The organism is Nocardia sp. NPDC006982 (assembly GCF_042869435.1).
GTDB lineage: Bacteria > Actinomycetota > Actinomycetes > Mycobacteriales > Mycobacteriaceae > Nocardia.
In genome coordinates, this window is the sequence record NZ_JBIAFV010000007.1 from 179,202 (window position 1) to 192,538 (window position 13,337).

The 13,337-nt window shown below is 65.3% G+C and carries 10 protein-coding genes; 2 read left to right on the forward strand and 8 right to left on the reverse strand.

The window, feature by feature from the left end:
• Nucleotides 1–41: 41 nt before the first annotated feature.
• Nucleotides 42–1,964 (reverse strand): VWA domain-containing protein, encoded by a 1,923-nt coding sequence (locus tag ACFYOW_RS27830; protein WP_387292734.1) that lies wholly within the window; start codon nt 1,962–1,964, stop codon nt 42–44.
• Nucleotides 1,965–2,089: 125 nt separating this feature from the next.
• Between ACFYOW_RS27830 and ACFYOW_RS27835 the strand changes: the two genes are divergently transcribed.
• Nucleotides 2,090–2,407, forward strand: coding sequence for a hypothetical protein (locus tag ACFYOW_RS27835; protein WP_387292736.1), 318 nt, complete (start codon nt 2,090–2,092; stop codon nt 2,405–2,407).
• A 209-nt stretch (nt 2,408–2,616) separates the two neighbouring features.
• Here ACFYOW_RS27835 and ACFYOW_RS27840 read toward each other — a convergent pair whose 3' ends face one another.
• From ACFYOW_RS27840 to ACFYOW_RS27850, 3 genes are read right to left on the reverse strand one after another with little or no spacing between them, the layout of a single operon-like run.
• Entirely contained in the window at nt 2,617–4,254 is a 1,638-nt protein-coding gene (locus ACFYOW_RS27840; RefSeq protein ID WP_387292738.1) for an ABC transporter permease, read from the reverse strand.
• Complete coding sequence (locus ACFYOW_RS27845; protein ID WP_387292740.1) at nt 4,251–5,183, reverse strand: ATP-binding cassette domain-containing protein; 933 nt, start codon at nt 5,181–5,183, stop codon at nt 4,251–4,253. The genes ACFYOW_RS27840 and ACFYOW_RS27845 overlap by 4 nt, the downstream gene beginning before the upstream one ends.
• On the reverse strand, nt 5,183–5,818 hold the full coding sequence (locus ACFYOW_RS27850; protein ID WP_387292742.1) for a TetR family transcriptional regulator: 636 nt from the start codon (nt 5,816–5,818) through the stop codon (nt 5,183–5,185). Before ACFYOW_RS27850 ends, ACFYOW_RS27845 begins: the two co-directional genes overlap by 1 nt.
• A gap of 230 nt (nt 5,819–6,048) precedes the next feature.
• Here ACFYOW_RS27850 and ACFYOW_RS27855 point away from each other — a divergent pair, with 230 nt between their 5' ends.
• Nucleotides 6,049–8,001, forward strand: coding sequence for an acyl-CoA dehydrogenase (locus ACFYOW_RS27855; RefSeq protein WP_387292744.1), 1,953 nt, complete (start codon nt 6,049–6,051; stop codon nt 7,999–8,001).
• Between the two features lie 5 nt (nt 8,002–8,006).
• Here ACFYOW_RS27855 and ACFYOW_RS27860 read toward each other — a convergent pair whose 3' ends face one another.
• The 4 genes from ACFYOW_RS27860 to ACFYOW_RS27875 form a co-directional block, all read right to left on the reverse strand.
• A complete protein-coding gene (locus tag ACFYOW_RS27860) occupies nt 8,007–8,645 on the reverse strand; it encodes a phosphatase PAP2 family protein (RefSeq protein ID WP_387292746.1) in 639 nt (212 codons plus the stop codon).
• 299 nt (nt 8,646–8,944) lie between these two features.
• Nucleotides 8,945–9,847 (reverse strand): nuclease-related domain-containing protein, encoded by a 903-nt coding sequence (locus ACFYOW_RS27865; protein ID WP_387292748.1) that lies wholly within the window; start codon nt 9,845–9,847, stop codon nt 8,945–8,947.
• Between the two features lie 90 nt (nt 9,848–9,937).
• Nucleotides 9,938–11,338, reverse strand: coding sequence for a DUF2252 domain-containing protein (locus ACFYOW_RS27870; protein ID WP_387292750.1), 1,401 nt, complete (start codon nt 11,336–11,338; stop codon nt 9,938–9,940).
• Nucleotides 11,339–11,526: 188 nt separating this feature from the next.
• Nucleotides 11,527–13,221: a GMC oxidoreductase gene (locus tag ACFYOW_RS27875; RefSeq protein ID WP_387292752.1), complete on the reverse strand. Its 1,695-nt coding sequence runs from the start codon at nt 13,219–13,221 to the stop codon at nt 11,527–11,529.
• Nucleotides 13,222–13,337 lie beyond the last annotated feature (116 nt).

Here is a 13,337-nt window from a genome sequence, read left to right on the forward strand (position 1 = left end):
TCCGCCGGCTGCCATCCCCGCTGGCGTCAGCGGGCCTTCCGCTAACCGCGTCGCCTGCGTGCCACGAGCAATCCGATCAGCACACCGGCCACGCCGATGATGGCAACGCCGATCACGGCGATCGCGATCACGGCGGTCGACGAATTCGATTCGGACGCCCTCGATTCCGCCACCGCGGGGGCCGCACCGGGTGTGCGGCTCGTCGGTGTCTTCACGCCGGTCGATTTCTCACCGAAAACGCCATCGCCGATCGTGCTCGCGTACGTCGGACCGCTCTCCTTGGTATCGGTCACGGTCAGATCCAATTGCACCGACACCGGGCGGTTTTCGCTCTGTTCGAAGGTCGAGCCGAGTTTGACGGCGATGTAGTACCAACCGGCCACCGCCTCGCGCCGTGACTCCAGCTGATCGGCCTTGCGGTTGTTGTACCGAATCGGAACTGTGGCGATCGCTTTATCCGTCGGCAGCACGGACTCGGTGCCGGTATAGGAGGCAAAGTCCGAATCGATCTCCTCGCGGATCGGGCTGTAGAGGGTGGTCCGGACATTGGACAGGTTGTCGAGTCCGCGACCGCCATTGGCCCCGAAGCGAACTCGATACGCCAGACCCTGACCCCAGTCCAACCTCACGCGGTAGAACACGAATTCGCCTGGTTGGAGCGTGTCGGTATAGCGACCGCCGCCCGGCAGCGTACCGGCCACGGTGAACGACGAGCCGCCGGATACGGGCGTACCCGCACCGCTCGGTTCGACGAAGGTCGTCGGCGGTACGACCGCGACCGGACCGGCATCGGTCACCGCCGGTTCGATACCGACGATCAGCTCGATCGGAAGTCGTTCCGGCACGTCGGCGGACACCTTCTCCCAGGTCAGTTGGAAGTAGTAGCGACCGCCGCCCTTGCATTTATCAGAGCTGCTGTTGCCCTTGCGTTCCTTGGTCGCACCGTCGAAGGCCTTGGCCACGGTGAGCGCGACGCCGTCACTGGATTTGGTGGAGCTCTCGAATTCGAAGACATTGCAGTCCTCGCCGTCCGCACCGTAGACCCGCATTTGCAGCGAGTTCAGATCGTCGGTCGAGGAGATATCACGCAGCCGTGGAAAGGAAAGGGTGCCACTGAAATACGCGGTCGCACCCGCCGGGACATCGACTGCCCAGTAACGCTTTTCCTTCTGCCCGATGGTGTCCAGATACTGACCCGGGGTTGCGACCGGCGCCGCGCCGTAGGTCGGGGCACCGGTGATCGGGATGCCGACGGCCTGGTAATTACGCAGGGCGCCGGACGATATGCGCGGCAGTGTCCGTTCGAGCGCGGGACCGTCGGCGGCGTCGCTGTAGGTACCGCCGGTGGCCTGTGCCATGCAGGTCAGCTGGGCGCGGGCCTTGGCGTCGACGGCGAATCCGATGGTGTGCACGATGAGATCGAGCCCCTGCTTTTTCAATTCACGCGCGACCTCACAGGGCTCGGGCGGGGAGCAGGTGTCGTCACCGTCGGAGACCAGGACGATCGAGCGCGGTCCCGATTTGGGCAGTGTCTCGGCGGCCTGGCGCAGTGCGGTGCCCATGGGCGTCCAACCACTGGCCTTGATCCCGTCGACCGCGCTGGTCAATGCGGTCCGGTCCAGGGTTTCGGGTTTGTGCAGGACCCGGACGTCGCGGCAGCCGGATGCCTTCTCCGCCTCGGTATTTCCGGTGTTTGTGCCGTAAACGGTCAGTCCCACTTTGGAATCCGCGGGCGCGGAACCGACGAAGTTGCGCACGGCGTTCTTGGCAGCATCCATCATCGTGCCCGCCGGATCGGGGCGCTGCATGGAGCCGGACGCGTCCAGAATGAGCATGGTCGGCGCGTACTGTGGGTTGTCTGGACTCTGCTGTGCCTGTGCGGGCAGTGCCGCCACGGCGAGTCCGATCAAACCCGCAGCAGCGGCCGCGGTCAGTCGGGTAAAGCGCTGGGTAATTCTCGACATATGCCTCGTCTGCTTATTTCGCTTTGGTAACGAAGCAGACGTTACCCATAGAGGGTGGGTGTTCCCATTGGTGAAACGGGCACTGGCATAACCGATTGTCGGTATCGGCTGGTCAAGCTGTCACGGTGACATTCCAGAACTCGGCGGTAGCGGCCATCGCGGTGCAGGAGTTCGTCGTGCGTGCCCTGTTCGACGATCCGGCCGCCATCCAGGAAGACGATGCGATCGGCGCGTTGCACCGTCCGCAATCGATGCGCGACCAGCACCACCGTCCGGCCCGCCATCAGGCGTTCGATGCCTTCGTGCACGGCCGCCTCGTTCACCGGATCCAGTGCCGGTGGACCGTTCCCTCGTCTCGGCGAGGTCGGTGGTACTCATCGCGATTCGGCCATGTCGATCCGCGGAAGAGACGGGATGAATGCTTCCAGGTCGGATTCATGTAGATCATCCTCATCGCCGTCGCCCGCGAGATCAGCCGCCATCCGTCGCGAATCCGTTCCGAATCACGCACCGATCGGCGGCCATATCGCCGCCCCACCGAACCCGGGCCGGACTCGCCGGCACCGCATGGCGGCTCCTCGATGACCGAGAGCGCGGCACAGTGCCCCGTAACGAGCGGTGAAACTCGTTACGGGGCACTGCTATCCGAATCTCAGCGCAGATCGCGGCGGCGGAAGCCCACGATCCCGACCCCGAGCAGCACGACCGTGATCCCGAGCAGCCACAGGATCGGTGTGGCCTCGAAGGATGATCCGGGCAGCTTCGGTGGATGTGCGAAGGGGACCAGATCGCGGACCCACTGCGGGAGTCCGTCGAGCGCGCCGATGACGAAGATGATGATCATCGTGCTCAGCACGCCCCAGGCGACCGGCGTGTATCGGGGCGCGAGCCCGTAGATCGCCGCCGTGATCGCGGTGAGCACCCACACCGCGGGCAGTTGCACCGCCGCTGCGCCGAGGCAGTCGCCCAGCTTGCCCGCCAGATCGCCGTCGGAGATGCCGTAGATGACTCCGACTGCCGCGCCCGCGAGGAACAGCAGCACCACCGGTCCGAGCAGCGCGATGCCGATATGGCTGAGCGCGTAGCGTTCTCGGCTCACCGAACCGGCCAGCGTTGCCTCGGCGCGCTGGCTCGACTCCTCCTCGTGCAGTCGCAGTACCGCCGAGATGGAGTAGGCCGCCGCCGCGATGGCCAGCATGCTGAGGGCGAAGGTGATGAAGGAATTCTGCAGCACATCGGTGCCGCCCATCCGATTGATCACATCGCGGACCTGCTTGCTGTTGTCGAGCATGTCGCCGACGCTGTTGATGGCGCCACCCATCAGCGATCCGTAGAGCAGGAAGCCGATGGACCAGGCCAGCAGAGAGCCGCGCTGGAGCCGCCACGCGAGCCCCGACGGACCGGACAGCGTCGCAGCCGCGACCGGTGCGCCCGGCCGCTCGGCGAGCAGGCCCGATCCGGTATCACGTTGCCGCAGTAGCATATACGCGGCGATCGTGGTCACAATGGCGATGGTGAGCAGCGGAATCAACACCCACCAGCGCTCATCCGCATACGGCCGCATATTGATACACCAGCCGAGCGGCGAAAACCACGACAGCACACCGTTTCCGGCGTCGCCGACCGCGCGCAATGCGAAGGCCGTGCCGAGTGCGCCGAAGGCCACCCCGCGCGCGACCCGCGCACCCACGCTCACCTGAGCCGCGATAGCGGCGACCCCGGCCCAGACCAGACCGGAACTGCCGAGCGTCGCGCCGTAGGCAAGCGAGCCGGCGGCGGGCAGGTCACTGCCGTAGAGCGCGAGGGCGCTCAGGATGGCGACGATCAGACAGCCGGTCGCCGTCATGATCATGGCGGCGCTCAACCCCGCGTAGCGGCCGATACTGGTGGCGCCGACCAATTCCGCGCGGCCGGTCTCCTCCTCGACCCGGGTATGCCGGATGACGGTGAGGATCGTCGCGATCGCCATCATCGCGTAGAACGGGCCGGCCTTCCACAGCCCGACCGAGCCCAGATCGGTGCTGAAGACCGGCCCGTACATGGCAATGAGCGCCGGACTTTCCATGACCGACCGCGCCGCATGATCGAGGTCGGCCTGCGTGGTGTAAACGGCCTTGGCGCTGCTGACGTAGCCGGCAGGCAGCAGGCCGAAAGCAAATACCCACAGCGGCAACACAATTCGGTCGCGACGCAGGAACAGGCGAAGCAATTGGACGGTACCGGCGAAGTCGGTCGACCCGCGCACGGCGGGTGTGGCGTAATGCCTGCCGCCCATGGTTGCGGTTGTCATGATCCCACCTTCTCCATGGTCGCCCGCGCCTGCTCGGACGTCGCGCCGTCGACGTGGTAATGCCGCATGAACAGCTCCTCCAGCGTCGGCGGCGCACTGGTGAGGCTGCGCACTCCGGCATCGCCGAGGATCCGGATCAACTCGCCGAGATGTTCCCCGTCCACCTGACAGCGCAGCGTCGAACCGTCGCGTTCGATGTCCTCGACACCCGGGACTCGACTCAGATCGCCTGGATCGCCGAGCAATTCGGCGGTGATGGAAGTGCGCGACAGATGGCGCATATCGGCGAGCGATCCGCTTTCCACGGTGCGCCCGGCCCGGATGATGGTCACCCGGTCGCAGAGCACCTCGACCTCGGAGAGGATATGGCTGGAGAGCAAGACCGTGGTACCGCGCTGTTTGGCCTCTTCGACGCATTCGCGAAAGACCTGCTCCATCAATGGATCCAGGCCCGAGGTCGGTTCATCGAGTAGTAGCAGACGCACATCGGAGGCAAGTGCGGAGATCAGCGCGACCTTCTGCCGGTTGCCCTTGGAGTAGGTGCGTGCCTTCTTGCGCGGATCCAGGTCGAATCGCTCGATGAGTTCGGTGCGACGCTGCGGGTTGATTTCACCGCGCATTCTGGCCAATAGGTCGATGGTTTCCCCACCGGATAAAGATGGCCATAGTGTGACATCGCCTGGTACATAAGCGATTTCGCGGTGCAGTTCGACCGCATCGGTCCACGGGTCGCGCCCGAGCAGCCGCGCCTCGCCGGAGCTGGCGCGCAGGATCCCCAGCAGGATGCGGATGGTGGTCGACTTACCCGCGCCGTTCGGGCCGAGGAAGCCGTGGATTTCGCCCTCGCGGACCGCGAGATCCAGCCCGGTCAGGGCGGCGAAGTGGCCGAAGTTCTTGTGCAGATCGCGAACTTCGATGATGTCGGACATCAGGTCTCCTTGGTAAGGGTGTCCAAAATCGTTGGGTCGGTCAGGAATCCCTGGGCGTAGAGCTCCGCGGCGGGCAGCATGAACTCCTCGGTCAAGGTGCGAACGAGCTTGCGATAGTCCAGCTTTTCGCCGCGTTGCTGCCGCAGGGTGAAGTACAGAACGGTCGCGCCGACATTGACCATCGTCAGATATCTGGCCCGCGCGGCCGGATCACGGCTCGGCTTGAGGGTGCCCGCCTCGACGCCTGCCTGGATGTAGTCCTCGGCATCCGAGATCATGTGCTCGAGCAATGATTCGGCCAAGGGTCCGCCCGCCTGCAGGCTGCGCACCATGTAGGCGACCAGCGGGCCGTATGCCTCGATCTCGGACATCGCGTCGAGCATGCTTTTCGCGACGTTCGTCTCGGTGGCGGTCTTCCACTTCTGGTCCCGGATCAACTCCAGCACGCGGTCGTCGCAGGCGGCCCGCAGGCCGTCCTTGGAGCCGAAGTGATGGTTGACCAGTCCGGGGGAGACACCGGCCGCTGCGGCGATCGCGCGCACTCCGACCTGGAATCCGTTGTCACCGAACACCTCGATCGCGATATCGCGAATGCGGGCGGCGGTGGTGAGATCCGAGTTCGGGGTCGGCGTCACGCGGCGCCTCCTAGTTCGGCGGGTCCTTGCGATACGGCTCTCTGGTTGAACACATGTTTAGTATATTAAACACGCGTTCAATGGTAAAGCAAGGGTTCGGCGAAGATGTCGTGTCACGATATTTGTGACGGCAGAACGCGCTGGTCAGCGACCTGGAAGCGGAAACGGAGGTTGTCATCTCATCGGCGCTTAGCGGCCGCTGGACGTCAGCGAAACGCTAGTGTCGGGGTATGCCTGACACCGAGAACGTCTCCACATCGGACCACCTCCGCGACGCACTCGACGGCCCATGGCGCGCGGTTCGCGCCGAGGCCAGGGTGCAACTGGCTGGAGACCAGTTCACCGGCGATCCGTATCTCGACTACCACGCGGCACGGGCACGGGTGCTCGAGCAGATGCGGGCGATCGCATCGATGGGCTACGCGGAGCGTGGGTTCCGACGCGAGAACGGGGGCACGGGGGAGCCGGGGGAGGCGGTGACAGGACTGGAGATGCTCGCGTACGCCGACCTGTCGCTGTGGGTGAAATCGGGTGTGCAGTGGGGCTTGTTCGGCGGGGCCGTGGAGAACCTCGGGACCGAACGGCATCGCGATGTGGTCAAGCGGCTGATATCACTGGATCTGCTCGGCTGTTTCGCGATGACCGAATCCGGACACGGCAGCGATGTCGCGAATCTGGAGACGACCGCGACCTACGATCCGCAGACCCAGGAGTTCGTCGTCCATTCGCCGACACCGTCGGCACGCAAGGACTACATCGGCGGCGCGGCCGAACATGCCGGGATGGCAGCGGTTTTCGCGCAGTTGATCGCCGAGGGGACGAGTCAGGGTGTGCACTGCTTCCTGGTGCCGATCCGGGATGAGCACGGCGCCGACCTGCCGGGTGTGACCACCTACGACGACGGACTCAAGGGCGGCCTGCTCGGTGTCGACAACGGCCGCATCGTCTTCGATCAGGTCCGCATTCCGCGGGAGAACCTGCTCAATCGGTACGCCGATGTCGCCCCCGACGGCACCTACAGCTCCGATATCGAGAATCCGAGCCGCCGATTCTTCACCACGCTGGGCACTCTGGTGCGCGGGCGGGTCAGCGTCGGTGGCGCGGCAGCCGCCGGTGCGCGGGTGGCATTGAGCATTGCCACGCGATACGCACTGAAGCGCCGGCAATTCTCGGATCCGGACAGCGGCCAGGAAACCTTTCTGCTGGACTACCGCAGTCATCAGCGACGGCTGCTGCCCTTGATCGCCCGGTCGTATGCGCTGGCTTTCGCGCAGAACGATCTGGTCCGCCGCATGCATCTGGTGCAGACCGGTCAGGATCTCGATCCCGGCGCCCAGCGCGCCCTGGAGAAGCGGGCCGCCGGACTCAAGGTCGCACAGACCGGATTCGCCACCCGTGCCATCCAGGAATGTCGCGAAGCTTGCGGCGGCGCAGGCTATCTCACCGAGAACCGGCTCGTCACACTGAAGGCCGATACCGATGTGTTCACCACCTTCGAGGGCGACAATGTCGTACTCACCCAGCTGGTGGCCAAGGAACTGCTCACCGCCTACTCCGATGAGATCCGCGATCTGGACGCGCTCGGCTGGGTGCGCTTCGCCGCCACCATGGCCGGTGATGTAGTCCGCAAGCGTTCCGGTGTGCGCCAACTGATCCAGACGCTGCGCGACCGCAGTGACGACACGGTCGACGACGGCGATCTGTCGCGCCGCTCGGTGCAGCTGCAGCTGTTCGCCGATCGCGAGGACTATCTGGTGCGCACCGCCGGACACCGGCTGCGTGCCCGCGCGAAGGACACCGCACCCTTCGAGGCGTTCAACAATGCGCAGGACCACATCCTCGCCGCGGGCGCCGCACATATCGATCGACTGATTCTCGAGGCGTTCATCGAAGGTATTGCCGGAATTGCGGATTCGCAGGCGCGCGAACTCGCCGAGACCGTCTGTGATCTGTACGTCTACTCGATGCTCGAGGAGAACCAGGCGTGGTTCATCATGCACCGGTTCATGTCGGTGGAACGGGCGAAGGCCGTGCGTCGCGGTGTCAATGAACTGGTCGACCGGCTGCGCCCGGATGCGCTGACGCTGGTCGAGGGCATGGGTGTGCCGGAGAGCATGCTGCGTGCGGCACTGCTGGATGATGCGAGCGTGTTCGATCGGACCAGTAGTCGTACGACCGTGTAGCGGATCTAGGAGTCGACGCGCGTCTGCTCCGCGAGAAATCGCTTGGTGAGTTTCCAACACAGGACGACCAGTGCGATCGCCACCGCCGTGCCGCCGAGAATATCGGTGGGCAGGTGATAGCCGAGGCCGATCATGCCGACCGCGGCGCAGGCCAGTGCGGCGGTGGCGATCACGATGGTGCCGACGCGCGCCCGCGTCGAGTCGGTCAGCACGACGAACGCGGTGGCGATCGCGACCAGATGCACGGTATGTCCGCTCGGATAGGCGAGATAGTCGTGCAGCGGTCGATCCCACAGCGGTTTGAGCACCCAGCTGTTGATTCCGACCACGACCTCGGGAATCACCGCCATCGCCACGGCCCGCCGCCACTGCCCCTGATAGCCGAACCATGCCGCGGCCGCGAGCAATAGCGGGATCAGGATGTAGCCGTCGCTCGGGACCACCAGCGCCTCGTAGCCACCGGGATGGTCGTCCAGCGCCGAGTGGATCGGCTCGGCGAGCTCGCGATCCAGATCGGTGGCTGCGCCGTCGCCGGGAAAGGTCAGCGGCAGCGTTACGGCGATGCCGAGGCCGACGAGCACCACGCACAGCGCGACGAGGTTCGCTCGTATCGCGACGAGCAACGCCTTCCATTCGACGATCACCGCTCGACGATAAGGCACCCGCGAACAGCACCATCGGTCGCGCGCAAGTGAGTGCCCCTGCCGCCTCCGTACCGCCGCCGCACTCCATTGAGCTCGGATCCAGTGCGCTCGGGCCTACTACAGCGCGGGCGTCTGCGATACCGAAGCCGCGACGCTCACCATCGCCGCCGGGCATCTGCGTGCGGTACATGGCATTCCGCAATCGGCCCGCGACCAGCGCCTGACCGAATACCGGAATGCGCTGGGCGAGTCCGGATTTCGGGAGGCGACACAGTCCGCGGAACAGCCGACGTCCGTGCTCACCCCGGCCCGTAGGTCAATACCGCGGTGATCACGAACCAGATCACCCACGCGAAGGCGATGAGCATGCCCGCCGCCAGTGTGATGCGCATGAACGCGCGCCCCAGATCCATATCGCCTGCCTGCCGCGGATACAGCTTCCACGGGCTGTACCAGGGCGCCTCGATGACCAGGGCCGGTGCGTCGGCATCTTTTTCGGCCCGCGCCAGCTCCTCGGCATAGGCCTCCGCCTGCGCCTGGTTCGGGCCGCCGTGCCACAGCGTGATATCGATCGGGCCGAGGAAGCCCTCGTTGACCAGATCCTGCGGGGCAGGCAGGGCGGGCAGGATGCCCAGGCTGCGGAAGGCCACCGCGACATCGTTGGCCGTCCACAGGTGGATGTTCTTCTCGGAATCGGCCAGCGTCTCGAAATAGTGCCGCAGTCGTTCCGGATCGCTGCCGAGGATCACATCGAAACTCGGGTCGCTCCACTCCTGTTTGACCGACAGTTCGGCGCCGCGCAGCGGCACGATCAGCGCGACACCGTGCACCGCCCGTTGACCGAGACCGCGCGCGGCCAGCCAATTCTGCAGTGCGAGTGTGTGTTCGCGCGATCTGTCCAGCGGGGTGCGGCGATCGCGCGCCTCGCTGGCGATCGGTGCGCCGGAGATGGTCCACGGACCGCTGAGCGGCACCTCCAGCACGCCGTCCTGGCGCGCGACCAGCGCCTCGGCCTCGATCACCACGCAACTGGTCGGGGTCCAGACCACCGCGTCGAACTGATGCAGCCGATCATTGTGGAACAGACTGCAATTCACCGTGGCGACGCCATGCGGGCTGGCTGGATCCTTCCAGGTGCGCAGCCAGTCGATCAGCGCCCGCTCGGCATTGGTGCCTGCCGGGTTCTGTACTCGCACGAGCATTCGCGACCGCCCTTCACGTCATCACTCGATGGTGGCAAGGATACGGACAACTCTGCCCGGTTCGCCGCGCCTATGACCAGACGCGGCGTGTCACTGCGGTTGTTCCGCGGCGATCTTTCCAGCCCGCACCGCCTCGACCAATTCGGCGTGGTCGGCCTCGGTCCGATCGGCATAGCGAACCGCGAAGCGCGCGACGGCATCCTCGAACGCCTCGTCACCGTCGAAATACCCGGTGAGCAGGCGCGGATCGAGGGAACGCGAATGTGCGCGAGCCAGCAGCGCACCGGCAAGCCTGCCGTAGTCGTCGAGATCGTCCGAGGACAGCTCGGCCGGATCGATACTGCCCTTCATATTGCGGAACTGGCGCACCGTGAACGGCAGTTCGCCGGTCTCCAAGCGCAGTGTGGTCCAGCCGAGCAGGATATCGGTCTCGGACTGAACCAGCCTGGCGCCCTGCACGATTCGCTCACCCTCGTGCGCAGGCTGCGGCGCGGGCAGGAACGGCGCCAGCGCCGAGGGGTTGGCCTGTTTCAGCTGCAGCACCAGCGCCTCGCCGTCATTGCCGTGCAGCAGTGCCACATAGCTGTGCAGTCCGACGCTACCGGTGCCGACAATGCGGAAGGCGGTGTCGGACACCGCGAATCGGGCCAGTAAATTGCGCCGGGACTCGCGCAGGGTGTCGCCGTAGCGCTCCAGCCCGTCGATGATCTCCTCGGTCACCTTGGCGTCGACCGCCGTGAGAATCGGTGGGTCATTGACGAATCGGTGCTTGCTGATCCCGGTCTCGTGGTCCTCCAGATGTTCGGTCCACTTCTCGACCACCTTGGCGCTGGTGTTCTTGCGCGCCTTCTTCGCCGCCTTTTTGAAGTCGTCGAGCAGATCATCGGCCCTGGCCCTACTGATGATCGACTCGTCCGGCAGCGCGCTCCACGACTCCATGAACGGTTGCTCGGCGAGATGATCGATGGCGAGGCGATAGCTGCGCGCCGCATCCCGCGCGGCCCGCAGGCAATCGTCTTCGGCCGCACCGCCTTCGCGGCCCGCCAGCACCAGACTGGCCGCGAGCCGCTCCAGATCCCACTCCCACGGGCCGACGATCGTTTCGTCGAAATCATTGATGTCCATGACGATTTCGCCGCGCGGTGTGCCGTACAGGCCGAAATTCGCGGCGTGCGCGTCGCCGCAGATCTGCGCGGGCACACCGGTGTCCGGACTGCCAGCGAGATCGGCGGCCATCAAACCGGCAGCACCGCGATAGAAGGTGAACGGCGAGGCGAGCATGCGACCGATCCGCAGCGGAACCAGATGCGGCAACCGACCGGCATTGCTCGCGTCGATGAAGTCGAGCACATCCGGTCGCGTGGACCAGGTGACCGCTCGATCCCGGGCACTGACCGGAACCCGCTGACGCAGCGCCCGCCCGCGGGCGCGGACGTCCTCGGCAGGAACATACGAGCGAAGATCAAGACCACCGTCCAACACTGTGCTCATTTTGCCGCGCCTGCGGCGCGGCGTGTCCGCGGCCCCCTGGTGTCTCGCGTCCGAGCCGTCGAGACTCGCGACTTCGTCGCATGCGCTTCGACGACTCGGACGCGAGACGGGCCGCGAACGGTCGCTCGTAAGACTCGCTCCGTGGTGGTCGAGCGAGGGTATCGGGGCGCCTAACGCACCCAGCCTGCTCAGGTAGCGGGCACTGCGGGATCGACGGGTGCGATCGGCAATCGCAGTGCGCCGGGGGCGGATGCGGGCACCGTCGGATGGTTCGGGGCGACGGGGGAGATCCGCTTGTATGCCGAACCCAGTTCGGGGCGCGGATCGGCCTCGTTCCTATTGGGCCAGAAGGCCATTGCGCGCTCGGCCTGCGCGGTGATCGTCAGCGACGGATTGACACCGAGGTTCGCCGTCACCGCCGAACCGTCCGCGACATGCAGCCCGGGATGTCCGAATACCCGCTGATACGGGTCGACCACACCGGCCTCGGGACCCTCGCCGATCACACAACCGCCGATGTAATGCGCGGTGGCCGGGATATTCAGCACATCCATGATCAGGCCGTGGGTATCGCCGTTCACCTTGGCGCCGAACCGTCTGCCGATATCGTGCGCCAGCGGAATCCAAGTCGGATTCGGTTCGCCGGTGCCCTGTTTGGTCTTCAATTGCCCGCGCTTGCGATAGGAGGTCAGCGAATTGTCCAGTGACTGCATCACCAGCAGGATCACCGACTTCTCCGAGGCATGGCGGGCATTGAGACTGCGTAGGAAAACCAACGGATGCAACACGATTGCCAGCAGGAAGCGCAGGAATCGGAAGGCCCCGCCGTCCACGATCGGCACCGACATCGGGAACAGTGCGTTCTGCCCCTTGCCGTAATGGCAGACCTCGATGTGGGTATCGGCCTCCGGATGGATCGAGGAGGTAATCGCGATGCCCTCGGCGAAATCGCGACGCGAGCGGCTCACCACATTGAGGATCGCCTCGGAATTGCTGCGGGTCAGTTCACCGAGACGCGGCGACAGATCCGGCAGTATCGCCTCGTCGCGCATCTTGTGCAGCAACTTCTGCGTGCCGAGCGCCGCACCGGCGAATACCACCTGCTCGGCGGTAAATGTCTTGCGCTGCTTGCGGATCCAGCGATCAGAGCGCTCGGTCTCGACCGCGTATCCACCGCCGGACAGCGGCCGGACCGCGGTCGCGGTGGTCAGCGGATGTACCTCGGCCCCGGCCTTTTCGGCCAGATACAGGTAATTCGTCGTGGTGGTGTTCTTGGCATTGTTCGGGCAGCCGGTGAAACATTGCGCGCAGTGCACGCAGCCGCGGCGGTGCGGACCCGCGCCGCCGAAATAGGGATCTTCGACCTCGGCGCCCGGATCGGTCTCGTTGAAGAAGACACCCACATTGGTCGGGTGGAAGGTATGGCCGACGCCCAAATCGTCGGCAATCTCCTTGATCACCTCGTCGGCGGGTGTCATCCGCGGATTCGGGGCCACGCCTAGCATGCGCTGCGCCTGGTCGTAGTACGGCGCCAGTTCGGCCTTCCAGTCGGTGATATGGGCCCACTGCTTATCGGTGTAGAAGTTCGGCAGCGGCTCGTAGAGGGTGTTGCCGTAGATGAGCGAACCACCACCGACGCCCGCGCCCGAGAAGACCGCGCATTTACCGAGCACACTGATCCGCTGCGGTCCGGTCAAACCGAGCCGTGGCGCCCAGATCGATTTGCGCACATTCCAATTCGTCTTCGGAATATCCTCGGCGGGCCAGCGCCGTCCGGCCTCGAGCACGCCGACCCGGTAGCCCTTCTCGGTCAGGCGCAGCGCACTGACGCTGCCGCCGAATCCGGAGCCGATCACTACCACGTCGTAGTCGAATGCTGGCATGGTTTCCCTCTCTGAACCGTGCGGCAACCGTGTGAGACGGTTCCACACTCATTCTGTCACCCGGGTCACTGCGGTGTATCGCACAGCAGGTCAGGTACCGAAAGTATGCGCGACCG

Excerpts from the sequence above, each read along its gene's own strand:
- ACFYOW_RS27875 (WP_387292752.1), bottom strand. The coding sequence starts at position 13,221 with ATGCCAGCATTCGACTACGACGTGGTAGTGATCGGCTCCGGATTCGGC.
- ACFYOW_RS27840 (WP_387292738.1), bottom strand. The coding sequence starts at position 4,254 with ATGACAACCGCAACCATGGGCGGCAGGCATTACGCCACACCCGCCGTG.
- ACFYOW_RS27870 (WP_387292750.1), bottom strand. The coding sequence starts at position 11,338 with ATGAGCACAGTGTTGGACGGTGGTCTTGATCTTCGCTCGTATGTTCCT.
- ACFYOW_RS27845 (WP_387292740.1), bottom strand. The coding sequence starts at position 5,183 with ATGTCCGACATCATCGAAGTTCGCGATCTGCACAAGAACTTCGGCCAC.
- ACFYOW_RS27865 (WP_387292748.1), bottom strand. The coding sequence starts at position 9,847 with ATGCTCGTGCGAGTACAGAACCCGGCAGGCACCAATGCCGAGCGGGCG.
- ACFYOW_RS27855 (WP_387292744.1), top strand. The coding sequence starts at position 6,049 with ATGCCTGACACCGAGAACGTCTCCACATCGGACCACCTCCGCGACGCA.
- ACFYOW_RS27830 (WP_387292734.1), bottom strand. The coding sequence starts at position 1,964 with ATGTCGAGAATTACCCAGCGCTTTACCCGACTGACCGCGGCCGCTGCT.